The sequence below is a fragment of the Bacillus sp. FSL H8-0534 genome (genome assembly GCF_038005885.1).
GTDB lineage: Bacteria > Bacillota > Bacilli > Bacillales > Bacillaceae_G > Bacillus_A > Bacillus_A pseudomycoides.
The window spans coordinates 4,620,042-4,644,176 of sequence record NZ_JBBOUC010000001.1; the positions used below are offsets into that span (position 1 = coordinate 4,620,042).

Here is a 24,135-nt window from a genome sequence, read left to right on the forward strand (position 1 = left end):
GTATACGTTGATTACTAGTCTTTGTGGCGAATATAAAGTATGCTACAATAAAAGTAGACAGGACTTGATGTTATTGGAGGAATTCATGTGAGTGAGAAAGAGAAAGAATTTGCTGTCATCGGACTTGGACGTTTTGGAGGCAGTATTTGTCGTGAATTAGCTCAATTAGGTATGGAAGTAATGGCAATTGATTCTGATGAAGACAAGATAAATGAATTTGCAAATATTGCTTCGCATGCAGTGATTGCAGATTCAACAGATGAAATGGTCTTAAAGAGCCTTGGAATTCGCAATTTCGATCATGTAGTTGTTGCGATTGGTGACAATTTAAATGCGAGTATTTTAACGACTCTTATTTTAAAAGAATTAGGCGTAAAAAATATTACTGTTAAGGCTCAAAATGATTATCATGAAAAAGTGTTAACTAAAATAGGGGCAGATCATATTGTCCATCCTGAACGCGATATGGGAAAACGAATTGCGAATAATATTGCTTCAAGTAACGTATTAGATTACTTAGAGCTTTCAGATGAGCATAGTATTGTAGAAATTATCGCAAATAAAAAAATTGATGGCCACTCTTTAATTGAACTAGATATTCGTGCGAAGTTTGGATTAAACATTGTGGCAATTAAGCGAGGGAAGGAAGTTATTGTTTCTCCTCGAGCTACAGAAAATATTCAATCAGGAGATATTTTAATTGTAATTGGTCATGATGATGAAGTGAATCGCTTTAAGCACTTCTTACGATAGGATATAATGTGAAATAAAAAAGGACAATGCTCGCAGCAAGCATTGTCCTTTTTTTATATTTCCATAATGATTGGTAAAATCATTGGACGGCGTTTTGTTTTTTCATACAAGAATGGTGCTAATGTATCTGTAATCTCATTTTTAATTTCAGACCATTGTGTTGTCTTTCGCTCCATTACTTTTTCTAAATGAGTAGTAATTAAAGTTTGTGCATCGTTGATTAAATCGCTACTCTCACGCATATAAACGAATCCACGAGAGATAATATCAGGTCCTGCTGCAACTTTAAATTCTTTCATATCAATGCTGACAACTACGATAACAAGTCCTTCTTCAGAAAGAATACGACGGTCGCGTAATACAATGTTACCAATATCACCAATGCCGTTTCCATCAATATAAACAGAGCCGGATGGGATTTTTCCAGCAACGTTTGCTTCATCTGAACGTAAGGCAAGAACATCACCATTGTCCATAATGAAGCAATTTTCTTCTGGAATACCACAATCGTTTGCCAATTTCATATGCATACGTTGCATGCGAAATTCACCATGAATTGGCATAAAGTATTTAGGTTTAATGAGACGTAGCATTAACTTCTGTTCTTCTTGTCCACCATGTCCACTTGTGTGAATGTTTGAAAGTTTACCATGAATAACATCAGCACCAGCACGGTATAACATATTAATTGTACGGCTTACGCTAACTGTATTCCCTGGAATTGGTGAAGAAGAGAAAACAACTGTATCACCAGGGATAATTTGAATTTGACGATGTGTACCGTTAGCAATACGAGAGAGTGCTGCCATTGGTTCCCCTTGACTACCTGTGCATAAAATAACAACTTTATTAGCTGGTAGGCGATTTAGTTGAGACGCTTCTATAAATGTATCTTTTGGACAACGAATATAACCAAGATTATGACCAATCTCAATTGCTGCTTCCATGCTTCGGCCAAATACAGCTACTTTACGATTGTTTTCAACAGCAGCTTCTACAACTTGTTGTAAACGATGAATATTGGACGCGAAGGTTGCAAAGATAATACGTCCTTCCACTTTGCGGAAAATATCTTGAATGCTATCACCGACGCGGCGTTCAGACATTGTAAAGTTAGGTACTTCACTATTGGTACTATCAGATAAGAGACAAAGGACACCGTCTTTACCGATTTCTGCCATTTTCGTTAAATCTGCTGGTTCCCCTACTGGTGTGAAATCAAATTTAAAGTCTCCCGTATGAACAATTTGCCCTTGCGGTGTTTTCACAACAACTCCATATGAATCTGGAATACTGTGCGTCGTACGGAAGAAGGAAACAGATGTCTTTTTGAATTTAATAACATCGTCTTCTTGAATTTCGTAAAGTTTTGCTTTACGAAGTAATCCGTGCTCTTCTAACTTGTTTTTAATTAAGGCGATTGCCAATTTCCCACCATAAATTGGGATGTTCACTTGGCGTAATAAATAAGGGATTCCACCGATATGATCTTCGTGACCATGTGTGATAAATAACCCTTTAATTTTATCTTCGTTTCGTACAAAATAAGTGTAATCAGGAATCACGTAATCGATTCCGAGAAGTTCGTCTTCTGGAAATTTAATTCCAGCATCAATTATAATAATTTCATCTTGAAATTGGACAGCATATGTATTTTTGCCGATTTCACCGAGTCCACCAAGAGCAAAAACGGCCGCCTGATCATTTTTTAGGAATTTCATAAATTATACGATCTCCGTTAATGTTAAATCAGCATTTTGCTTTTCGTATTCAAGATGAGCGCCAGTAACAGATTGGACAAACTCAATATTATATGCGAACTTTTGTAATTTTGTACGAACGTCTCTTTCAGATTCCGCTTCTAAATATAAAACTTTTGTATTTTCACGTACTGGAACCTCAGTCATTTTTTCTTGATAGAATACTTTAAAAATCATTGGGAAAACCTCTCCTTGTCTATGTTTTGCATTATCTGTTACCTATTATAAAGCAAATAGTCATGATTTTCATGTTTTTTCGAATGAGAATGAAGAAAAAGCCCGAAATGGGCACGATTTAAGCCATGGTCTTTTTACGGACTAAATCGTTTAAATATCGTTTTAACTTTTTCTTCAGCTTCTTCAGCATGATTACTCCTTCCTTTCCTTATTTCAAATATGCATACTTATTTTTTGTTTAGTCAGTAGTAACTCTTCATCTCTACATACTAGGAAATCATAGAAGAGAAATGAGGGAAGTGCTGTCCGGATATTCAAGGGTTTTATTGACTCGTGCAGATGTAATCTTATGTTACGTTTTTGGCTCTCACAGGCAGTATGCCCCCCAGTTATGAATATAGTATGAGATAGATTAGAAAAGAAAATTCATTCAAACAAACATCAATGTTCTTTTGATAGTATATGCATATTGTGCGAATAAGGTTAGGAAGTGAACGCTTTCTTCACAGATGTTTAATATGTTATACTTTTTTTTAGGATTTGAAAAGAAATAGTCAAGGTAGGAACATAGAAGGGCTAGAAAGGGTTTTGAAAATGAATGATAAAATCGTCTTTTTTGATATTGATGGAACATTACTAGATCATGATAAAAAAATTCCGCAATCTACAAGAGAAGCCGTGCGTATGTTGCAGGAAAAAGGAGTACATGTGGCAATTGCGACAGGGCGTGCGCCTTTCATGTTTGAAGATATTCGTAATGAACTTAATATTCATAATTATGTTAGTTTTAATGGCCAATATGTTGTATTTGAAGATGAGGTTATATTTAAAAATCCGCTACATTCTAATACGTTACATACATTTACAAGATTTGCAAAGCAAGAGGGATACCCGCTTGTTTATTTAGATCATAAGGATATGAAGGCAACAGTAGAATATCATGATTATGTAAAAGAAAGTTTCGGAAGTTTGGAGTTTGAACATCCAGTATATGAACCGGGTTTTTATGAAAAACGTGATATTTATCAAACGCTTCTTTTTTGCCAAGCAGGTGAAGAAGAAAAGTTTCTTCATGATTATCCAGATTTTCACTTTATTCGTTGGCATGCATATTCGATGGACATTATCCCAAATGGTGGTTCAAAAGCAAAGGGAATTGAAAAGTTTATTGAGAAATTAGGATTTAAACGTGAACAGGTCTATGCTTTTGGAGATGGGTTAAATGATTTAGAGATGATTGAAGCGGTAGGAACAGGTATTGTGATGGGGAATGGTCATGAGGATTTGAAAAAACTTGCTAATTATGTGACGAAAGATGTTAGTGAAGATGGGATTCTTCACGGCTTACAGTGGGCTCATTTATTGTAACAAAAGAGTATGGGAACCATTTCATTATAAAAAAAGCAGGAGCTAAAGCTTCTGCTTTTTTGTTATTTTATCTTTCGAATGGTTTTGCATCATCAGGGGATGCAAAAGGGTTTTCTTGATTAATGTGGTCATAGAACATTACGCCGTTTAAATGATCAATTTCATGTTGAAATACAATCGCTGGTAACCCTTTTAAACGTAATTTTACTTCTTCACCATCGATAGTAGTCGCTTTAACTGTGATTCGTGTGTAACGCGGAACGTAGCCGGGAACTTCACGATCTACAGATAGGCACCCTTCGCCGCCCGATAAGTATGTACGTTCAACGGAGTGACTAATAATTTTTGGATTGAATAAAGCATAGCTGTATAATGTCTCATTTGTATCAGTAACATGAACAGCAATCATTCTTTTTGAAATGCCAATTTGTGGTGCAGCAATCCCGATTCCTGGACGTAAATTATATTTTTCAACCATTTCAGGGTGTTGACTGTTTATTACAAGTTCGATCATTTCTTTAAGAGTACGTATATCTTCTTCACTTGCTGGCAGAGGTACTTCTTCTGCTACTGCTCGTAGAATGGGATTTCCTTCACGAATTACATCATTCATTGTAAGCATTCACAATCTCTCCTTTCTCCTTTAGTCTACCAAAGGAGCTGAAAAAAGTCATGATAAAGTACATAGCCTCTATATATAATTGGAGAGAATTAAGAGTATGCCGGGTGCGGCACTTTCTTCATCAGAGTTCGTTTAGTAAAAAGAAAAGACGGCATAGCCGCCTGTTTCTTTCTATAGTTGTTTTGTTTTACATTAACGAATGCAAGCAGCACCAACGATAATTAAAAGGATAAACAATACAACGATTAAGGCAAAGCCGCGTCCGGATCCTCCTCCGCAAGAACCTCCATAGCCATAGGAAGGATATGAACAAGTTGGATAGCAATATGTGTATCCGTACATGAGATGACCTCCTTTATCATTTCCCGCTAACACTGCGGTTATTATAATGTATGGGAGAGTGATTAGGAGTGTATAGACATTCGCCTAGAAAAGGAAGAAGCGATTGCATATTTTTGTTGTAAAGAGAGAAAAACTAAGAAGAATTAATCGTTTACATATTATTCTACGATGAAAAGATGGTTAAAAAGGGAATAATATAACAGTAGGTTATTGCTTACTAATACAGATGTGAAAATGAAAACACCTATGTACAGTGGAAACCTCAATGTTATTCATAAAAAAAAACGTAACCAAAGTAATTGACATCGTGATTAGAATAGTTGTAAACTAAAAAACGTGATCAAGATTGTATTAATATGTTTCTGAAAAAACATTAGTACAGATTGTTAGGTACACAAAATTATTCTCAACCGGCGAGGTTTCCTGTCGGTTTACATGGTTGCGTTTTCTTTCTAGCTAGTTGCTAGTGAAAGCGTTTCAGAATATGGTTCAAGAGAGGAAGAGGTGAACGGAATGGGTACTAAAACAAAAAAGACCCTATTTAATGTTGATGAGCAAATGAAAGCTATCGCAGCTCAATTTGAAACATTACAAATTTTAAATGAAAAAGGCGAAGTTGTGAATGAAGCAGCAATGCCTGAATTAACTGATGATCAATTAAAAGAATTAATGCGCCGTATGGTGTATACTCGCGTACTAGATCAACGTTCTATTTCTTTAAACCGTCAAGGACGTTTAGGTTTCTACGCACCAACAGCTGGACAAGAAGCTTCTCAATTAGCAAGTCATTTCGCACTTGAAGCAGAAGACTTCATCTTACCAGGATATCGTGACGTTCCACAATTAGTATGGCATGGTTTACCATTATACCAAGCATTCTTATTCTCTCGTGGACACTTCATGGGTAACCAAATGCCTGAAAATGTAAATGCACTTGCTCCACAAATCATCATCGGTGCGCAAATTATCCAAACTGCTGGTGTTGCGTTAGGTATGAAATTACGTGGTAAAAAATCTGTTGCAATTACTTACACAGGTGACGGCGGTGCTTCTCAAGGTGACTTCTACGAAGGTATGAACTTTGCAGGTGCATTCAAAGCTCCAGCAATCTTCGTTGTTCAAAACAACCGTTATGCAATTTCTACTCCAGTAGAAAAACAATCTGCAGCAAAAACTGTAGCGCAAAAAGCAGTAGCAGCAGGTATTTACGGAATTCAAGTAGACGGTATGGACCCATTAGCTGTATACGCAGCAACTGCTTTTGCTCGTGAGCGCGCAGTAAATGGCGAAGGTCCTACTTTAATCGAGACTTTAACATTCCGTTATGGTCCACATACAATGGCTGGTGATGACCCAACTCGTTACCGTACAAAAGATATCGAAAACGAATGGGAACAAAAAGATCCAATCGTACGCTTCCGTGCATTCTTAGAAAACAAAGGCCTATGGTCTCAAGAAGTAGAAGAAAAGGTAATCGAAGAAGCTAAAGAAGATATCAAACAAGCAATTGCTAAGGCTGACCAAGCTCCAAAACAAAAAGTTACTGATTTAATGGAAATCATGTACGAAAAAATGCCTTACAACTTAGCTGAACAGTATGAAATTTACAAAGAAAAGGAGTCGAAGTAAGCCATGGCTCAAATGACAATGATTCAAGCAATCACTGATGCTTTACGCGTTGAAATGAAAAATGACCCTAACGTACTTGTGTTTGGTGAAGACGTTGGTGTAAACGGCGGTGTATTCCGTGCTACTGAAGGTTTACAAGCTGAATTCGGTGAAGACCGTGTAATGGATACTCCACTTGCAGAGTCTGGTATTGGTGGACTTGCAGTTGGACTTGCACTTGAAGGATTCCGTCCAGTTCCAGAAATCCAATTCTTTGGTTTCGTTTATGAAGTAATGGATTCAATTTCTGGTCAATTAGCTCGTATGCGTTACCGTTCTGGTGGACGTTGGACTGCTCCAGTAACAGTTCGTTCTCCATTCGGTGGTGGTGTTCATACTCCTGAACTACATGCTGATAGCTTAGAAGGATTAGTGGCTCAACAACCTGGTCTAAAAGTTGTTATTCCATCTACTCCATACGATGCAAAAGGTCTTTTAATCTCTGCGATTCGTGACAACGATCCAGTTATCTACTTAGAGCATATGAAATTGTACCGTTCATTCCGTCAAGATGTACCAGAAGGCGAATACACAATTGATTTAGGTAAAGCTGATATCAAACGTGAAGGTACAGATGTATCTGTTATCGCTTACGGTGCTATGGTTCACGCTGCATTAAAAGCTGCTGAAGAACTTGAAAAAGAAGGTATCTCTTTAGAGGTTGTTGACTTACGTACAGTTCAACCATTAGATATCGAAACAATCATTGCTTCTGTTGAAAAAACAGGCCGCGTAGTTGTTGTTCAAGAAGCTCAAAAACAAGCTGGTATTGCAGCAAACGTTGTAGCGGAAATTAACGACCGTGCAATCTTAAACTTAGAAGCTCCAGTTGTACGTGTTGCAGCTGCTGATACAGTATTCCCATTCTCTCAAGCTGAGAGCGTATGGTTACCAAACCATAAAGATATTGTTGAAGCTGTTAACAAAGTAATGAACTTCTAATTTTAGTTTTTCATGTGCAAAAGAAATCAGCACATGCTGATTTCTTTTGTGCTTATTCCATAATAATGATATGAATCAGGGGGCTGAATTCCGTGGCATTTGAATTTAAACTACCAGATATCGGTGAAGGTATCCACGAAGGTGAAATCGTAAAATGGTTTATTAAACCAGGCGATGAAGTAAACGAAGACGACGTACTTCTTGAAGTACAAAATGATAAAGCAGTTGTAGAGATCCCTTCTCCAGTTAAAGGTAAAGTACTTGAAGTACTTGTAGAAGAAGGTACAGTTGCAGTGGTAGGAGATACTTTAATTAAGTTTGATGCTCCTGGATACGAAAACCTTAAATTTAAAGGTGACGACCATGACGATGCTCCAAAAGCAGAGGAAGCAAAAGCAGAAGCTCCAGTAGCAGCTACTTCAGCTCCAGCAGAAGCTGAAGAAGTAGTAAACGAGCGCGTAATTGCTATGCCATCTGTACGTAAGTACGCTCGTGAAAAAGGTGTAGACATTCATAAAGTAGCTGGCACTGGTAAAAATGGCCGCGTTGTAAAAGCTGACATCGATGCATTTGCAAATGGTGGACAAGCAGTAGCAGCAACTGAAGCTCCAGTAGCAGAAGCTCCAGCAGCAGCGAAAGAAGAAGCACCAAAAGCACAACCAATCCCAGCTGGTGAATACCCAGAAACTCGTGAGAAAATGAGCGGTATCCGTAAAGCAATTGCGAAAGCAATGGTTAACTCTAAACACACAGCTCCTCACGTAACATTAATGGACGAAGTAGATGTAACAGAACTTGTTGCTCACCGTAAAAAGTTCAAAGCTGTTGCAGCTGACAAAGGTATTAAATTAACTTACCTTCCATACGTTGTAAAAGCTTTAACATCTGCATTACGTGAATACCCAATGTTGAACACTTCTTTAGATGATGCATCTTCAGAAATCGTTCATAAACATTACTTCAACATCGGTATCGCAGCTGATACAGACAAAGGTCTATTGGTACCAGTTGTTAAAGATACAGATCGTAAGTCTATCTTCACAATCTCTAACGAGATCAATGAGCTTGCTGGTAAAGCACGTGACGGTCGTCTAGCTCCAGCAGAAATGAAAGGTGCTTCTTGCACAATCACAAACATTGGTTCTGCAGGTGGACAATGGTTCACTCCAGTTATTAATCACCCGGAGGTAGCAATCCTTGGTATTGGCCGTATCGCTGAGAAACCAGTTGTGAAAAACGGTGAAATCGTTGCAGCTCCAGTATTAGCATTATCTCTAAGCTTTGACCATCGTTTAATTGACGGCGCAACTGCTCAAAAAGCATTAAACCAAATTAAACGTTTATTGAACGACCCACAATTATTAGTAATGGAGGCGTAATAACAATGGTAGTAGGAGATTTCCCAATTGAATTAGATACAGTCGTTGTTGGTGCAGGTCCTGGTGGATATGTTGCAGCAATTCGTGCAGCACAATTAGGTCAAAAGGTAGCAATTATTGAAAAAGCTAACCTTGGTGGCGTATGCTTAAACGTTGGATGTATTCCTTCTAAAGCATTAATCAATGCAGGTCATCGTTATGAGAATGCAAAACATTCTGATGACATGGGTATCATTGCTGAGAACGTAACAGTTGACTTCACAAAAGTTCAAGAATGGAAAAACGGCGTAGTTAAGAAATTAACTGGCGGTGTTGAAGGCCTTCTTAAAGGTAACAAAGTTGAAATCATTCGCGGTGAAGCTTACTTCGTAGATGCTAACACATTACGTGTAATGACTGAAGATGCAGCTCAAACTTATACGTTTAAAAATGCTGTTCTTGCAACTGGTTCTACACCAATCGAAATTCCTGGATTCAAATATTCTAAACGCGTTATCAACTCTACAGGTGCTTTAAGCTTACCTGAAATTCCTAAAAAACTTGTTGTAATCGGCGGCGGTTACATCGGTATGGAATTAGGAACTGCATATGCTAACTTCGGTACTGAAGTTACTGTAGTAGAAGCTGGCGATGAAATTTTAGCTGGTTTTGAAAAAGCAATGAGCACAGTTGTTAAACGTGCTCTTCAGAAAAAAGGTAACGTAAACATCCATACAAAAGCTATGGCTAAAGGCGTTGAAGAAACAGAAACTGGCGTAAAAGTTAGCTTCGAAGTTAAAGGCGAAGTACAAACTGTAGAAGCAGATTATGTATTAGTAACTGTAGGTCGTCGTCCAAACACTCAAGAAATCGGTCTTGAGCAAGTTGGAGTTAAAATGACTGACCGTGGTATCATCGAAATCGATGAGCAATGCCGTACAAACGTACCAAACATCTATGCAATCGGTGATATCGTTCCTGGACCACCATTAGCTCACAAAGCTTCTTACGAAGGTAAAGTAGCTGTGGAAGCAATTAGTGGACATGCATCAGCTATCGATTACATCGGAATTCCTGCAGTATGCTTCACTGATCCAGAATTAGCATCTGTTGGTTACACTAAGAAACAAGCTCAAGAAGCTGGAATGGAAGTAGCGGTTTCTAAATTCCCATTCGCTGCAAACGGCCGTGCATTATCATTAAACAGCACAGACGGTTTCGTACAACTTGTAACTCGTAAAGAAGATGGTCTTCTTGTAGGTGCGCAAGTTGCAGGTGCAGGCGCTTCTGATATTATCTCTGAGATTGGTTTAGCTATCGAAGCTGGAATGACAGCAGAAGATATCGCTCAAACAATCCATGCTCACCCAACATTAGGTGAAATCACAATGGAAGCAGCGGAAGTTGCTCTTGGAATGCCAATTCACATTGTAAAATAATATGAAGTAGATAAAAAACCACTTTCTAGATATTAGAAGGTGGTTTTTTATTTTTTATGTTAGGTAAGCTTTTTTAATCTCCATGCTGGAAGGAAATAAAGTTATTAGGATGAAATAGAGGATTGAATTGGAGGAAAGAATAATATTATTAATAGAAGTTACATTTTATCTTCCCATTCGTAGATAGTAGTGTAGTAACCCACATTTAATGAAAGCAAAGAAGCTGTCAAGATAAGTGATCTATAAAATCTAAGTTCTCGGACTGAATAAAATTTCAGTGTATTATAGAAAAAATAAAAACAACAAATAAGAGGTGATTCTTCGTCACCTCTTATTTGCTATTTTTTATTGTTCATTTTTAAATTGGTACATTTCTGGGCTTATACTAGAGTCATTATACAGGAATAGTATGACATCAGGATTTAATTCTTTTAGATCTTTTATTATATTTTTACTAGCTGCAAATCGTGGATCGATAAATGTTATTTGTTCAAAATGCTGAGCAAATAAGGGATATGTTGCATCAGCATAAGAATCTTTGATAACTATAGCATGTAATTTGTTTTTTGCTTTCGAATTTAGGATATTAATTTGTGCATAGTCTGTTTGATAGACCGCAGCATAATTTGGTGCAGGTTGTTTTTTATCCTTTGCAAAGAACTCTTTCATTGGTACTTTAGTTGCTTGCTCAGATACAGGCCCAATATATACGGTGTAATCATCCCAAGCATTTGGATTTTGCTTTAATTGCACATAAGGGATTTGTTCAGGAGTTTTTATTAAATTATACAGTTGTTTATTCCAACTTCCAATAAAATCTCCATTAGGTTTTTCAGTAATGAATTTATAATTATCTGGATTTACTTTAGCATCTTTATATATCTTTGAGTGATCAGATATATAATTCATTGCATATTCATATCCATAAAAGGCACCTTTCATATTCCAATGATGGTCTGTTTTAAAGTATAAACTTTCTAACTGTTCACGGCTAAACTCTTTTTGGAAGAATGGCAGAACATCGATAACAGGAAAGTTTATATTATTTAATGCTTGTACAAGGTAATCGCGATGTTTTTGGTCATATCCACGATCTACGTAGGGTGGATATCTATATGAAAATGTCGTTAGTTTACTTGGTGCTAACATAAAATAAAACTCAGTTTTTGGAAACTGATTTCTTAAATTATCTAATTCATTTACAGATTGCTTCATTTGTTCACGTTCGTCAGTTTTTGTTGGTTCAGATAAAATAAAACCATCGTTTGCAACATATTTTTGATTTATAAATGTTCGGTTGAAGTGTATTTGTAAATTTGTATATGTTTTAATAAAGAAATCCCGAACTGCAATATGATCTGTAAAGTGTAACTCGGTATCTTTGAAGTATTTTCCTGATTTTAAACCATCTTTAGTTAAGACAGGATCAATAGCTAGATCCCTATTTTCAAAATTAGAAAAGGTTTTTTTATCCAAGTAAATAATTTTTCCAGTCCATATACACATTCCGAAAATAACAATTAAAAATCCTGTAATTAATATACGGTTGTTTAAATTTTTCATAGCTACCCCTCCTTTAAAAGCGGAAGTAAATAAATGGATTATACGTTGCATTTGTTAAATACATCATAACGATTATTAGCACACTTAAATAATAAAGTGGAGATAAAATTACTATCCTTTTTGTTGAAAGCATAGTTTTCAGCCAAGAAAAAATTGGAGCTGAAGTAACAATTGCCAGGAGAAAAATTCCCCAATAGTTCATGACATAGAAGTAACTCTTAATGTCTGTTAATGGTCCATTTATTCCAAACATTGTTTGGAGAAATTCAAAACAGTAAGCAAAATTATCAGCTCGGAAGAAAACCCATCCAATGATTACTAAAAACATAACGTATACATGTTGGACCGGGCGCCACATATTTTGTAACACTTTCTCAAAACCGGCTTTTTCTAAAGCAATGAGACATCCGTAATAAATTCCCCAAATCATAAATGTCCAACTAGCTCCATGCCAAAAACCTGTTAGTGCCCATACGATAAAAAGATTACGATAGACTTTCCAGCTGGATACTCGGTTTCCTCCAAGTGGAATATAGACATAATCGCGGAACCACGAACCAAGTGAAATGTGCCAACGACGCCAAAATTCAGAAATGGATTTTGAAATATATGGATAATTGAAATTCTCTAGAAAATCAAATCCAAACATTTTTCCTAATCCAATTGCCATATCACTATACCCAGAAAAATCAAAATAGATTTGTAGTGTATAAGCGATAGCACCAATCCAAGCGGTAGAAACACTCATGGTTGCTGGATCCATGGCGAAGATTTCATCGGCAATAGCGCCTAATTGATTAGCGATTAACACTTTTTTTCCTAATCCGATGATAAAACGTCGAACTCCTTCAGAGAATTTATCGGCATCAACTGTTCGGGTATGTAGTTGATGAGAAATTGTGTTATAACGAACGATTGGCCCAGCAACTAATTGAGGGAAAACAGTAAAGTACAATGCGAGATCAAAAATATTACGCTGAGCATCTACTTTCTTCTTATATATATCAATGATATAACTCATAGCGTGGAAAGTAAAAAAGGAAATACCAATCGGCAATGGAATCTTTTCTAATACAATGTTTGTATGAAACATTGTATTTATATTATCGATTAAGAAATTAGCATATTTAAAATAACCTAAAATAGCTGTGTTTATAATAATAGCTAAAGTTAAGAGCGTTTTTCTACTAAGTATAGTTGCTCTTTCTTTGGCAAGCCAAATACCAAACCAATAGTTTATAAAAATAGAAAAGAGCATGAGAAATACATATATTGGTTCTCCCCACGCATAAAATAATAAGCTAAATAATAGAAGAACAATATTTTGCAATTCTTTGCGAACAGTGTAATATACAAATAACACTGCAGGTAAAAACAAACATAAGAATAAGAGGTTACTAAATACCATTTATGTTAAGTCCTTTCTGTAAGTTCATAGGCAGTCAGTAAAATATTATATCACAATTATAGAAATATAAAGAGTTTAATCTTGCTATAATTATCTGTTTAATGGAAGTTCTTTGCTCTCATATGTAAAATCTTTTTTAAAAGAAGAAGCATCCTAGCTGTCCTTTAGATTTTGGACAGCTAGGATGCTTCTTACGTATATTATGTAATGATTTTTTTGAAATGCCCATATATATTGTAATAAACTAGGACATATGAAAGGGGGCAACGACTTGAAAATATCACTTGTTTCGATCTTTCATTTTATTATATGGGGCGGGTTTTCATTAGTGTTATTATTATCAAATCGTGATAAAGCACATTACAAAGTATTACTTTTTTTTATATTTTTTTATTTAGCTTATGTTATTGCACATTTTATGTTGCACTCCAGAAAAGAGGCAGTTTGTTGTACCATTGGAAATAGTATGTTCTTTTTTTTTATTAAATATCTCTTTTTCACAGGTTAGCGTTTATAAAAATACATTGTTCTTCCATTAAATAACCTTAATTCACCTTCTAATTTCTTGGCTAAAAAACGGCAGAATTCATTCGCTTTTCCTTTATCTCCAAATGTGGCAGTAGAAGGTAAGGAGATTTGAACGAAAGCTTGCTCGTTTTCTATTCCAACCCCCACATAAATAGAATTATATCGATCATGACTAGATTTTAGCTCAAGTGTAGTATCAGACGTATCAAGTATTTCGTATGGAAATGCAACGTTAGTATATGCATAGCTAACTTGCACACCGGTTTGGGAAGTAATTTCTTTATAATAACGAAAAAGTTGTTTTACATCTTCTAATGAGATAGCTTGTTGTTTAGATTTAGGTACAAGTTTAATAAATGCATGTTGCATAAAGATTTTCCTCCTGACGTAATATATATATTTATTTTAACACTGTTGTAAATTTTTTGACAATTAAAAAGGGATCATTCCTCGTTTTGTTTAATATATACAAGTAGAAAGTGTTGTGAAGAAAGGAGGGAGTAAATGTTTGAAAAATTGTATGATGAGCATGAAAGTGTGAAGGTACGATTTCTAGGATTTATGACACATGAGAACCGTTATGACTTTGGGGTCATTTATACAAATATGTTTTTTGGGAAACCTCTTGTCGTGTGCATGCAAACAGGGAGAGCAACTCTACTAGGACAAGATGATGTAGATAATGTTCAACATTTACAACAGGTCTTTAAATTACAATCGGAGGAGGAGGCGGATGATTTAGCACAGTTCTTTAAGTTTCTTGTACCACCTACTTCTTTACATGCTGAATATGAAGAATAAACAAAAGGGAACAGTCGTACTTATTAAGATATGACTGTTTTTTTGTTATTGTCTCATACTAATGTAAAATAAAATTTTTAATGTGTTATACTAAAAACCTATTGACGTAAAAAGTATAACATATTAAAATGAAGACAGAAAGTTAAGCGGTTACAAAAGTTTTTGGGATTATAAACTTAGGGGGAAATAAAAAATGGGAACAATCGTATGTCAAGATTGTGAAAGTACAATTGCACACTTCGAGGATGAGAAAGTAACGGTACTTTACGGGAAATGTGAATTTTGCGGATGTGATCACAAGGAGCATACAAAAGCCCAATAATATATAGGAATCTTGCAGCTGAAAAAGTTTTTAGGACCATAAACTTAGGGGGAAATGAAAAATGGGAACAATCGTATGTCAAGTTTGTGAAGGAACAATTGCACACTTTGAAGATGAAAAAACAACAGTACTTTATGGGAAATGTGGATCTCATTGTGAATGTGATCATAAAGAACATACAAAAGCCCAGTAATATATAGGAAGTTTATGAATATAAAGATTTGAAACTATAAATGAAACTCAGGGGGAAATAAAAAATGGGAACAATTGTATGTCAAGCCTGTGAAGGAACAATCGCACACTTTGAAGATGAAAAAACAACAGTACTTTACGGGAAATGTGGATCTTGCGGATGTGATCACAAGGAGCATACAAAAGCCCAATAATTAAAAAGGCGCCTGCACATCTGCAGGCGCCTTTTTTAATAGATTGTAGTTGTATGACCAACCGTTGCAACAATTGCATCGTCCCTGATGGGAATAAATTTGAGTGTTGTTTGTAGATTATTAACAGAAGTATGTTGACTCATAAGACGGCTATCTATTCGTGTAATAAAATCTGTTAAATATGCTGAGATAAAAGCATAAGGAATTCTTCGTTCATTTAATAAATAAATGATTTGTTCTTTTGTTTGTACTCCTACACCGTGCCCATAAAAAAAGAAATTGCCTAAATAAATGGCATTCTCTCCTTGCCACTCAACCGAAGCTGGATTTACTTGTGGGTTTTTAAAGTAAACAAGATCGCCAGGAACGATATCCCCACCGGTTTTTGTCACCAGTTTTAAATCTTGATCATAATCCCATGTATATAGTAGAAGGTTTGCGAATAAGTGATTAAAGATTTGGTCATCATATAGAGCTAAAAGTGCTTTGTAAAAAATAATAATCATTGCTGTTGCACATTCTGTTCCGTATTTTTTTCCGTTTTTAAAAATATCTCGTATCGCGACGGAGGGTGGTACATATGGGAGTAGTTGAAACCCTCCCAGTGGTGTCCTTTGCCAAAATTCAGGGTTACAATAGGACTCTTGGAATGTACGGAATTGAAGTCCGCTTTGAAAGAGTTCTAAGGCAGATGTAATAATATGAATTCGTAAATTTAGATCGAAAATGAGTTCATCAGCCGTTCGGAATGCATATATTTCTTGATTTCCAGCCATAATGGCTAATATTTGTTGTTTCTCAGTAGCGAACGGTTCGTTTTCACTCGTGATATAAGGATGTACAATAGAACGACCAATCACAATCATAACTGTATCCCCACCTATACGTTACATTCTTTAGTATGGTATGAGTAAAAGAAAAAATGGTGAAAAAAAAGCCTATCAAATGATAGGCTTATATTCTTTAATAACGCGTAATGTTTGTAATGTCATGTCTTCGGGACCTTGTACTGGCAGACCCGCTTCTAAATTTTTATGAATGTAATCTAAGTTTTCTTGTGTAATAATTTCACCTGGAGTAAAGATTGGAATCCCTGGTGGATAAACCATTACAAAATCAGCTATAATGCGGCCAGCAGCATTTTCAAATGGGATGACCTCTGTCTCTGAATAAAAAGCATCTCGAGGAGAGAGGGCAAGTACAGGGATTTCTGGAATTTCAACTTGTACTTGAACACCTTTGTCCGCTCTATCTTTAAATGTAGTTGCTAGTTTTTGTAAGGCCTGGATGAGAATGTTGGTTTCATCCTCTGTATCCCCTAATGTAACGAGGCATAGAATGTTATATAAGTCCGAAAGCTCGACTTCAATGTTGTAATGTTCTCTTAACCATAATTCTGCCTCATGACCTGTAATACCTAAATTTTTGACAGATACAATCAGTTTTGTTGGATCATAACTAAATGTTGCATCCGTACCTAACATTTCTTTACCAGGGCAGTATAGGTTTTCAATCTTATTTACAGTATTGCGGACATGTTCAGCTAACTGAATTGTTTTTGTGATTAATTCTTGTCCTTCAGTCGCAAGGCGTTTTCTGGCAACATCTAAAGAAGCCAATAGAATATAAGAAGTTGATGTTGTTGTAAGCATGCTAATAATAGATTGGACATGTTTTACATTCACAAGACCTTCTTTTACATTTAAAATAGAACTTTGTGTTAAGGATCCTCCTAATTTATGGACACTTGTTGCTGCCATATCTGCACCAGCTTGCATGGCTGACATCGGTAGTTCCTCATGAAAATGAATATGAACACCGTGAGCTTCATCTACTAATACAGGTATATCGTAGGAATGAGCTAATTTTACAATTTGTTGTAAGTCTGCAGCAAATCCGAAATACGTTGGGTTAATAACAAGTAATCCTTTTGCATCTGAATGCTCCTCAAGTGCTTTTTTTACAGATTGAATCGTAATCCCGTGTGAAATACCGAGCTTCGGATCAATTTCAGGATGAATGAAAATTGGTTTTGCACCTGAGAAAATAATGGCTGACATTACAGATTTATGAACGTTTCGTGGTACAAGGATTTTATCACCTGGGCCACAAACGCTCATCACCATTGTCATAATTGCACCGCTTGTTCCCTGGACGGAAAAGAAAGTATGATCTGCACCGAACGCAGTCGCTGCTAAGTCTTGAGCCTCTTTAATCATACCTTTTGGATGATGTAAATCATCGAGCGGCGCGATATTAATTAAATCAATTGCTAATGCGTTATGCCCAATAAATTCGCGAAACATAGGATCCATTCCTTGTCCTTTTTTATGACCTGGGATATGGAATTGAATTGGATTTCGCTTACTGTGCTCTACTAAAGCGGTAAACAATGGTGTTTTGTATTGGGACAATCTATACACCCCTTCTTCTTTGTAATATTTATTATGAATTGTTTTATGTTTATCTTGTTCAATAAGAAAGTTATTTCCCCTGTATAGTTATATAACCGTCTATAAGAACTTGAATTGTTCTACTTACCATTCAAAAATCTTGTCATGGAAGCTTCACTTTATTTTCAATAAAACAAAAGCATTATATCACCAATGATTATATATGTATAGGTAAAATTATTATTTTTATTATATGCATAATTAGTAGTAAGTTTATTCTTTTATTCGTAGGTAGGAAGCTCTTGGCCCAAGGTTCAGAGAAAACGAAGAGATACGTCGAATCCTACAGATAGAGTTATATTTCATCCTATTAGTTGCAGTCAATAATATCTACCTCTTAAAAATCAGTGAAAGCAAAGAAATTAGGTGGGGGATAGAATGTACGTAAAAGCCCGATTGATCAGGGCTCATAATTAGTGAAGAATGCGAAAGAAATGATTGGAATTTCACTTTATCAGTGGTTCAGTTTCAAACAAGAAAGAAGACATATGTCTTTTATTGCTCTGTTGTCTTCAATATGAAGGGAGACAATTCCATAATAAAAGAGAAATAGTGTATAATGCAAAGTGGCTATAGCAAAGAAGGTTGAAAGTTTTATTTTTAAGGTAGCATAATGGTAGAAAATAAAAATGGATGAGGTGTACATATGGAATATCAATATCCACTTGATTATGATTGGTCAAATGATGAGATGATTGCAATCGTGACATTCTATGAGGCAATTGAAAAGGCATATGAAAAAGGTATCGTTAGAGAAGAATTGATGAGATTATATCGTCGTTTTAAAGAAATTGTACCGTCGAAAGCAGAAGAGAAGAAAATTGATAAAGAGTTTCAAGAGGTAAGTGGTTACTCTATATATCGGGCAATTCAAAAAGCGAAAGAAGTAGAAGAACAAAAGATTGTAAAAGTATAAAATATTTTGAAAATTTAAATTCAAAGTGCTATAATGGGATAACAACTAAAAACGGACAATGTACATTGTCCGTTTTCTACTATCGATTACAAATTTTATATAAAGGAAGGAGTGATTGCATCGTAGCTTCAACCTTTGTAAGAAATTGTTCATCAGTAAGTGTTGAAAATTCTTCTGGTGAGATGTGAATACCTACTAGTAACTCTGCTTTTTTTATAGTGGCTAAGCGTTCAATCATTTTTTGTAATTCATTTGCTTCAAGCATGTTATGCGGTTTTACACCTGGTTTAGTATGGTCAATGGACCAAACGAAGTCATTTGGTATATTTGTTTTTAAATCATTTAAATGTCCTAAGAAGGCATGAGCCGCTTCCACTTTCTGTGGACACTCATAGATTAAACCAAAGTATATGAAAGCGTGGGTTCCCCATAAACCGATTTGAAAATGTGGTAACATTTTATAACCGCGTTTATTTGTTGAAAAAGCAACCCAAGTATCGTTTGGTGGATTGACTTTACGACGTGCGTGTTTCGCTACATGATAGAAGAAAGTTTCACCAGTTTGTTCTGATAAATAATGAGAAAATTGTTCGCCTAGAGCTTCTAATTTAGGATGAATGTTTGTTTTAATAGCATTCATTCGCTCTTCAAGGCCATCAACAGAAAAGACTGCAAAGTCCTTTTCTTTAAATGTTTGTAATGTCATGACTGTTCCTCCAACTCCTAGTTTGTTTTTAATTTTAGCATAGCTTGTACTATTCATAAAAAAATCAGCATAAAAAATTCACGTAAAAAAATATAATTTTGTTGCATAGATGATTTATCCAACATAATATAGTATAAAACAAAAAATCAGAAAATTGAGTTAATTACAGTCCAAGGGCAGACGAATATTGGGAGGAGGCAATAAAAATGAGACAGGTGATTAATGCGTTAAAGAGAACAGATGCTGAAAAAAGAATTCCGGTGCTAAGATTGGAGTTAGATTATGAATTAGCAACGCTATACGATGCAATGATGGAAAATGATAATCAGAAAAAAGAAGAGTGCGTGCAAAAATTAGAAGTACTAAGACTTGAAATGATTCGTTTAGAAGCGTAATAATAGTATATGTATAAAAAATAAGTTGGTGCGAACCTTATAAAGGGTTCGTTTTTTCTGTGAACAGTATAGATCGGAGTGTTTAAACATGCAAGAGGTATGGAAAGAAATCGATACAAATGCAAAGCAGTGGATTCGAGAAGCTGGCGAGCGTTTAATGGCATCATTGCAAAAGACACTTATTGTAGAGACAAAATCAAATGCAGCTGATTTAGTAACAAATATGGATCGAGAAACAGAACAGTTCTTGATTGGAAAAATTAAACAAACATTCCCAGATCATTATATTTTAGGAGAAGAAGGGTATGGAGATGAGGTTGCTTCTTCGGATGGAGTTGTTTGGTTAATTGATCCAATTGATGGTACGATGAATTTTGTTCATCAAAAAAGAAACTTTGCGATTTCAATTGGCATTTATGAGAACGGTATCGGAAAAATCGGTCTTGTCTATGATCCGGTTCATGAAGAACTGTATCATGCTGTAAAAGGTGAAGGAGCTTTTTGTAATGATACATCCATTCCTACTCTTGAGAAAAGTACAGTGGAGCATGGAATAATTGCGTTAAATGCAACTTGGCTCACTGATAATCCATTACTTAATATGGAGAAAATGATGCAGCTTGTGAAAGTGGCAAGAGGGACACGATCATATGGATGTGCAGCGCTAGAAATGGTCTATGTTGCAACCGGAAGATTGGATGCTTACGTGACGCCACGATTATCTCCTTGGGATTTTGGCGGTGGAATGATTATTGTAGAAGAAGTTGGTGGTAAGGTGACGACATTTGCTGGCACTACTCTTTCTATCGTGGAAAAAAGCAGTGTATTAGTTGCGAAGCCGGGAGTATATGAAGAGTTACTACCATTTGTATCACAGTAACAAAAAAAGTAAGAGGCCAAGAAGTAGCTTCTTACTTTTTACTGTTACTGTGATTTGCGCATTTTGCGTTTTGTTATAAATCCATATCCAACTGTAACAAATGTGCCAATAATGCAAATAATAATACCGATGGGACTATTTTCAGCAATCATAATTCCAATGCCAATTAAGAAAATAACACCGATAATAGCCGTTAATAAAAAGCGATATTGAATGTGTTCCATATCTTCACCCTCCAATTTCATTTTACTTTCACAAAAGTAAGAATACAACTATATTTTCATTCTTGATTTTATTTTGATTGCCATTGTATCACCTTCGCTCTTATAATAGAGAAGGATTAAAAAGACACTAGGAGTTGGACATGTTGAAAAAACGACAAGATTTACGCAATATAGCAATTATCGCCCACGTTGACCATGGTAAAACAACACTTGTTGACCAATTATTACGTCAAGCGGGGACGTTCCGTGCAAATGAGCACGTAGAAGAGCGTGCAATGGATTCAAATGATTTAGAAAGAGAACGCGGTATTACCATTTTAGCGAAAAATACAGCGATTCACTATGAAGATAAACGAATTAACATTTTAGATACACCTGGACACGCTGACTTCGGTGGTGAAGTAGAGCGTATTATGAAAATGGTTGATGGTGTTTTACTTGTTGTTGATGCATACGAAGGTTGTATGCCTCAAACACGATTTGTTTTAAAGAAAGCATTAGAACAAAACTTAACTCCGATCGTGGTTGTAAACAAAATTGACCGTGACTTTGCTCGTCCTGATGAAGTGGTTGACGAAGTAATTGACTTATTCATTGAGCTTGGTGCAAACGAAGATCAATTAGAGTTCCCTGTTGTATTCGCGTCAGCAATGAATGGAACAGCAAGCTTAGATTCAAATCCAGCAAATCAAGAAGAGAATATGAAATCATTATTTGACACAATCATTGAACATATTCCAGCACCAATTGATAATAGCGAAGAGCCACTTCAATTCCAAGTAGCACTTCTTGATTACAATGACTATGTTGGCCGTATTGGGGTTGGCCGTGTATTCCGCGGTACAATGAAAGTAGGACAACAAGTAGCATTAATGAAGGTTGACGGAAGTGTAAAACAATTCCGTGTAACTAAATTATTTGGTTACATTGGATTAAAACGCCAAGAAATTGAAGAAGCAAAAGCTGGAGACTTAGTAGCTGTTTCAGGTATGGAAGACATCAACGTTGGTGAAACAGTATGTCCAGTTGAGCATCAAGAGGCATTACCATTACTACGTATCGATGAGCCAACATTACAAATGACATTCCTTGTAAATAACAGTCCATTTGCAGGTCGTGAAGGTAAATATATTACATCTCGTAAAATTGAAGAGCGTCTTCGTGCACAGCTAGAAACAGATGTAAGCTTACGTGTAGATAACACAGATTCTCCTGATGCATGGATTGTATCTGGACGTGGAGAGTTACACTTATCAATCTTAATTGAGAACATGCGTCGTGAAGGATATGAATTACAAGTATCTAAACCAGAAGTAATTATTAAAGATGTTGATGGTGTAAGATGTGAGCCTGTAGAGCGTGTACAAATTGACGTGCCAGAAGAGTATACTGGTTCTATTATGGAGTCAATGGGTGCACGTAAAGGTGAAATGTTAGATATGGTGAATAACGGAAACGGTCAAGTTCGTCTTACGTTTATGGTTCCAGCACGTGGCCTAATTGGTTATACAACAGAGTTCTTAACTTTAACACGTGGTTACGGTATTTTAAACCATACATTCGATAGCTATCAGCCAGTACATGCTGGACAAGTTGGTGGACGTCGCCAAGGTGTTCTAGTTTCACTTGAAACAGGAAAAGCATCACAATACGGTATTATGCAAGTTGAAGATCGTGGTGTAATCTTTGTTGAACCAGGTACAGAAGTATATGCAGGTATGATTGTTGGGGAGCATACACGTGAGAATGATTTAACAGTTAACGTTGTAAAAATGAAACAACAAACTAACATTCGTTCTGCAACAAAAGACCAAACGTCAACAATGAAAAAACCTCGTATCATGACATTAGAAGAGTCATTAGAATACTTAAATGACGATGAGTACTGTGAAGTAACACCAGAATCAATCCGTCTTCGCAAAAAGATTCTTGATAAGAGCGAGCGCGAAAGAGCTGCTAAGAAAAAGAAATCTGTAGAAGCGTAAAAGATAAAGCTGCCTTTTCATTAAAAAGGCAGCTTTTTTAATTTATTTATTTTTCGAAAATTTAATCTTTTGTCTAGACAGTATTTTTTCTACAAGGTAATCTTATAGTAGACAACATAGAATTTAAAAATTAAGAAGTAAGGCGCTGCTAGTTAGTTGAATGAATTTGGCCGATATGGATTATTTTCTATCTTTATTTTAGATAGGGGGATTTATATTCATCTTTGCTAGATGAAGGGGAGAAGTATAATGCTAGAGAGAATGTCATTTTTTGCAAAGTTATACAATGTAGATGTGAATCCAGAAGTAGGGATGTGGCAGCTTTACGGTACAATGATTATACTAAGTGCACTCGTATATAAATTAGGATTTGCTAGGAAGTTACCGTTACTAAAAAACATTGTGATTTATGTATCCTTAGCAATTGGATGTACAGTTTTAACTTTTTTGGGAGTGTTTTTACCAGTAGGAGAAGGACTTGTTGTGACAGCGATTGTATTCGGTATTTATAGATTACGCTTACGCCAAGCAAAGCAACAAAGATTGGGTTAAAGGGGGGATGTTTCATGCGTTCTGTACAAGATGCGTTATATAATTGGCTAACAATTAAAACTGTCGCGGAAGCACGCCCGCATGATGCAGCTGCGCAAGAAACATATTTACTGTTTCATCACATGTTACATGAAGATCATCAATTAAGAGATATAACGGTGGAAAAAAAAGAAGATATGTATTTGGTTACATATGAACAAGAAGGAGAAAAATATTCTACAAGATTTCCGATAGAGCTTATAGATTGTTTCTTAGATCAAATGAAACGAGAGCCGGAGAAATATAAATAAGCCCTCATCTGAATGATTAAGGACTTATTTGACAGTTTACCACTCATCTTCTATTGTTTTATCACGATATAAGTGGAAATTTCCAGTTGCATGGCGTTCCATTGTACGTTCTGCAATACGTTCTGTGCATTCCATGCACATATATGTATGAATAGGACGGTTACGAAGCCTTTTGGCCATAGGATTTTCGTCATCTAACTCTTCTTTTTTATCACAAAGCATGCATTTGACTCTCATTTCGTCACCTCAATACAAATTCTATCGATATAAGTATATCATGTAAATTTGATATTTTTG

General features: G+C 35.8%; 29 protein-coding genes. 17 read left to right on the forward strand and 12 right to left on the reverse strand.

The window, feature by feature from the left end; genetic code table 11:
* The first annotated feature begins 87 nt into the window (after positions 1 to 87).
* Positions 88 to 753, forward strand: coding sequence for a potassium channel family protein (locus tag MHH71_RS23665; protein WP_003199938.1), 666 nt, complete (start codon positions 88 to 90; stop codon positions 751 to 753).
* Between the two features lie 53 nt (positions 754 to 806).
* On the opposite strand, the gene rnjA is transcribed toward MHH71_RS23665, so the two are convergent.
* Positions 807 to 2,474 (reverse strand): ribonuclease J1, encoded by a 1,668-nt coding sequence (rnjA, locus tag MHH71_RS23670; RefSeq protein ID WP_003199940.1) that lies wholly within the window; start codon positions 2,472 to 2,474, stop codon positions 807 to 809.
* Positions 2,475 to 2,477: 3 nt separating this feature from the next.
* Positions 2,478 to 2,690, reverse strand: coding sequence for a DNA-dependent RNA polymerase subunit epsilon (locus tag MHH71_RS23675; RefSeq protein WP_003199941.1), 213 nt, complete (start codon positions 2,688 to 2,690; stop codon positions 2,478 to 2,480).
* Positions 2,691 to 3,284: 594 nt separating this feature from the next.
* On the opposite strand from MHH71_RS23675, the gene MHH71_RS23680 reads away from it, so the two are divergent.
* Entirely contained in the window at positions 3,285 to 4,058 is a 774-nt protein-coding gene (locus tag MHH71_RS23680) for a Cof-type HAD-IIB family hydrolase (protein ID WP_033799075.1), read from the forward strand.
* Between the two features lie 67 nt (positions 4,059 to 4,125).
* Here MHH71_RS23680 and def read toward each other — a convergent pair whose 3' ends face one another.
* The gene (gene def, locus MHH71_RS23685) at positions 4,126 to 4,680 is read right to left on the reverse strand and encodes a peptide deformylase (RefSeq protein ID WP_003199945.1); all 555 of its coding nucleotides are present in this window, start codon (positions 4,678 to 4,680) and stop codon (positions 4,126 to 4,128) included.
* Positions 4,681 to 4,872: 192 nt separating this feature from the next.
* Positions 4,873 to 5,022 carry a YjcZ family sporulation protein gene (locus MHH71_RS23690; protein ID WP_018764787.1) on the reverse strand — a complete coding sequence of 50 codons (150 nt, stop codon included), beginning with the start codon at positions 5,020 to 5,022 and terminating at the stop codon, positions 4,873 to 4,875.
* 513 nt (positions 5,023 to 5,535) lie between these two features.
* Here MHH71_RS23690 and pdhA point away from each other — a divergent pair.
* The 4 genes from pdhA to lpdA all read left to right on the forward strand — a co-directional run bounded on the left by pdhA (position 5,536) and on the right by lpdA (position 10,429).
* Positions 5,536 to 6,651 carry a pyruvate dehydrogenase E1 component subunit alpha gene (gene pdhA / locus MHH71_RS23695; protein WP_000536894.1) on the forward strand — a complete coding sequence of 372 codons (1,116 nt, stop codon included), beginning with the start codon at positions 5,536 to 5,538 and terminating at the stop codon, positions 6,649 to 6,651.
* A gap of 3 nt (positions 6,652 to 6,654) precedes the next feature.
* Positions 6,655 to 7,632 carry a pyruvate dehydrogenase complex E1 component subunit beta gene (pdhB, locus tag MHH71_RS23700; RefSeq protein WP_000068166.1) on the forward strand — a complete coding sequence of 326 codons (978 nt, stop codon included), beginning with the start codon at positions 6,655 to 6,657 and terminating at the stop codon, positions 7,630 to 7,632.
* Between the two features lie 92 nt (positions 7,633 to 7,724).
* Positions 7,725 to 9,011 (forward strand): dihydrolipoamide acetyltransferase family protein, encoded by a 1,287-nt coding sequence (locus MHH71_RS23705; RefSeq protein ID WP_006095815.1) that lies wholly within the window; start codon positions 7,725 to 7,727, stop codon positions 9,009 to 9,011.
* A gap of 5 nt (positions 9,012 to 9,016) precedes the next feature.
* Positions 9,017 to 10,429, forward strand: a complete 1,413-nt coding sequence (lpdA, locus tag MHH71_RS23710) for a dihydrolipoyl dehydrogenase (RefSeq protein WP_006095814.1) — start codon at positions 9,017 to 9,019, stop codon at positions 10,427 to 10,429.
* 345 nt (positions 10,430 to 10,774) lie between these two features.
* Here lpdA and MHH71_RS23715 read toward each other — a convergent pair whose 3' ends face one another.
* Positions 10,775 to 11,992 carry a DHHW family protein gene (locus MHH71_RS23715; protein ID WP_006095813.1) on the reverse strand — a complete coding sequence of 406 codons (1,218 nt, stop codon included), beginning with the start codon at positions 11,990 to 11,992 and terminating at the stop codon, positions 10,775 to 10,777.
* Between the two features lie 13 nt (positions 11,993 to 12,005).
* Positions 12,006 to 13,400, reverse strand: a complete 1,395-nt coding sequence (locus MHH71_RS23720) for an MBOAT family O-acyltransferase (RefSeq protein WP_003199957.1) — start codon at positions 13,398 to 13,400, stop codon at positions 12,006 to 12,008.
* 271 nt (positions 13,401 to 13,671) lie between these two features.
* Here MHH71_RS23720 and MHH71_RS23725 point away from each other — a divergent pair, with 271 nt between their 5' ends.
* The gene (locus MHH71_RS23725; RefSeq protein WP_018764783.1) at positions 13,672 to 13,908 is read left to right on the forward strand and encodes a hypothetical protein; all 237 of its coding nucleotides are present in this window, start codon (positions 13,672 to 13,674) and stop codon (positions 13,906 to 13,908) included.
* Here the strand turns inward: MHH71_RS23725 and MHH71_RS23730 are convergent.
* Positions 13,905 to 14,297 (reverse strand): DUF1885 family protein, encoded by a 393-nt coding sequence (locus tag MHH71_RS23730; RefSeq protein ID WP_006095812.1) that lies wholly within the window; start codon positions 14,295 to 14,297, stop codon positions 13,905 to 13,907. The two genes, MHH71_RS23725 and MHH71_RS23730, sit on opposite strands and share 4 nt — an antisense overlap.
* Before the next feature lie 135 nt (positions 14,298 to 14,432).
* On the opposite strand from MHH71_RS23730, the gene MHH71_RS23735 reads away from it, so the two are divergent.
* The 4 genes from MHH71_RS23735 (at position 14,433) to MHH71_RS23750 (ending at position 15,437) form a co-directional block, all read left to right on the forward strand.
* Positions 14,433 to 14,729 carry a DUF3055 domain-containing protein gene (locus MHH71_RS23735; protein WP_003199960.1) on the forward strand — a complete coding sequence of 99 codons (297 nt, stop codon included), beginning with the start codon at positions 14,433 to 14,435 and terminating at the stop codon, positions 14,727 to 14,729.
* 193 nt (positions 14,730 to 14,922) lie between these two features.
* Positions 14,923 to 15,051, forward strand: coding sequence for a GapA-binding peptide SR1P (locus MHH71_RS23740; protein ID WP_003199961.1), 129 nt, complete (start codon positions 14,923 to 14,925; stop codon positions 15,049 to 15,051).
* Between the two features lie 61 nt (positions 15,052 to 15,112).
* Complete coding sequence (locus tag MHH71_RS23745) at positions 15,113 to 15,244, forward strand: GapA-binding peptide SR1P (RefSeq protein ID WP_006095811.1); 132 nt, start codon at positions 15,113 to 15,115, stop codon at positions 15,242 to 15,244.
* Positions 15,245 to 15,308: 64 nt separating this feature from the next.
* A complete protein-coding gene (locus tag MHH71_RS23750) occupies positions 15,309 to 15,437 on the forward strand; it encodes a GapA-binding peptide SR1P (protein WP_006095810.1) in 129 nt (42 codons plus the stop codon).
* 35 nt (positions 15,438 to 15,472) lie between these two features.
* Here MHH71_RS23750 and MHH71_RS23755 read toward each other — a convergent pair whose 3' ends face one another.
* Both MHH71_RS23755 and MHH71_RS23760 read right to left on the reverse strand, forming a co-directional pair.
* A complete protein-coding gene (locus MHH71_RS23755) occupies positions 15,473 to 16,303 on the reverse strand; it encodes a protein-glutamine gamma-glutamyltransferase (RefSeq protein ID WP_006095809.1) in 831 nt (276 codons plus the stop codon).
* 75 nt (positions 16,304 to 16,378) lie between these two features.
* Entirely contained in the window at positions 16,379 to 17,851 is a 1,473-nt protein-coding gene (locus MHH71_RS23760; RefSeq protein ID WP_016116071.1) for an aminotransferase class I/II-fold pyridoxal phosphate-dependent enzyme, read from the reverse strand.
* 685 nt (positions 17,852 to 18,536) lie between these two features.
* Between MHH71_RS23760 and MHH71_RS23765 the strand changes: the two genes are divergently transcribed.
* Positions 18,537 to 18,806 carry a UPF0223 family protein gene (locus tag MHH71_RS23765; protein ID WP_003199680.1) on the forward strand — a complete coding sequence of 90 codons (270 nt, stop codon included), beginning with the start codon at positions 18,537 to 18,539 and terminating at the stop codon, positions 18,804 to 18,806.
* 79 nt (positions 18,807 to 18,885) lie between these two features.
* On the opposite strand, the gene MHH71_RS23770 is transcribed toward MHH71_RS23765, so the two are convergent.
* On the reverse strand, positions 18,886 to 19,512 hold the full coding sequence (locus MHH71_RS23770) for a YktB family protein (RefSeq protein WP_018780883.1): 627 nt from the start codon (positions 19,510 to 19,512) through the stop codon (positions 18,886 to 18,888).
* 206 nt (positions 19,513 to 19,718) lie between these two features.
* Between MHH71_RS23770 and MHH71_RS23775 the strand changes: the two genes are divergently transcribed.
* Together MHH71_RS23775 and MHH71_RS23780 are read left to right on the forward strand one after the other, a co-directional pair.
* Entirely contained in the window at positions 19,719 to 19,907 is a 189-nt protein-coding gene (locus MHH71_RS23775; protein ID WP_001250169.1) for a hypothetical protein, read from the forward strand.
* 88 nt (positions 19,908 to 19,995) lie between these two features.
* A complete protein-coding gene (locus tag MHH71_RS23780) occupies positions 19,996 to 20,787 on the forward strand; it encodes an inositol monophosphatase family protein (protein ID WP_006095808.1) in 792 nt (263 codons plus the stop codon).
* Positions 20,788 to 20,831: 44 nt separating this feature from the next.
* Here the strand turns inward: MHH71_RS23780 and MHH71_RS23785 are convergent, their stop codons facing one another.
* Positions 20,832 to 21,011 carry a DUF5325 family protein gene (locus MHH71_RS23785; protein ID WP_000400124.1) on the reverse strand — a complete coding sequence of 60 codons (180 nt, stop codon included), beginning with the start codon at positions 21,009 to 21,011 and terminating at the stop codon, positions 20,832 to 20,834.
* A gap of 140 nt (positions 21,012 to 21,151) precedes the next feature.
* Between MHH71_RS23785 and typA the strand changes: the two genes are divergently transcribed.
* From typA to MHH71_RS23800, 3 genes are all read left to right on the forward strand, one after another.
* Positions 21,152 to 22,996 carry a translational GTPase TypA gene (typA, locus tag MHH71_RS23790; protein ID WP_006095807.1) on the forward strand — a complete coding sequence of 615 codons (1,845 nt, stop codon included), beginning with the start codon at positions 21,152 to 21,154 and terminating at the stop codon, positions 22,994 to 22,996.
* Between the two features lie 249 nt (positions 22,997 to 23,245).
* Positions 23,246 to 23,548 carry a YlaH-like family protein gene (locus MHH71_RS23795; protein WP_006095806.1) on the forward strand — a complete coding sequence of 101 codons (303 nt, stop codon included), beginning with the start codon at positions 23,246 to 23,248 and terminating at the stop codon, positions 23,546 to 23,548.
* 14 nt (positions 23,549 to 23,562) lie between these two features.
* Positions 23,563 to 23,838, forward strand: a complete 276-nt coding sequence (locus MHH71_RS23800; protein ID WP_006095805.1) for a hypothetical protein — start codon at positions 23,563 to 23,565, stop codon at positions 23,836 to 23,838.
* A gap of 36 nt (positions 23,839 to 23,874) precedes the next feature.
* On the opposite strand, the gene MHH71_RS23805 is transcribed toward MHH71_RS23800, so the two are convergent.
* Complete coding sequence (locus MHH71_RS23805; protein ID WP_016116066.1) at positions 23,875 to 24,075, reverse strand: YlaI family protein; 201 nt, start codon at positions 24,073 to 24,075, stop codon at positions 23,875 to 23,877.
* Positions 24,076 to 24,135 lie beyond the last annotated feature (60 nt).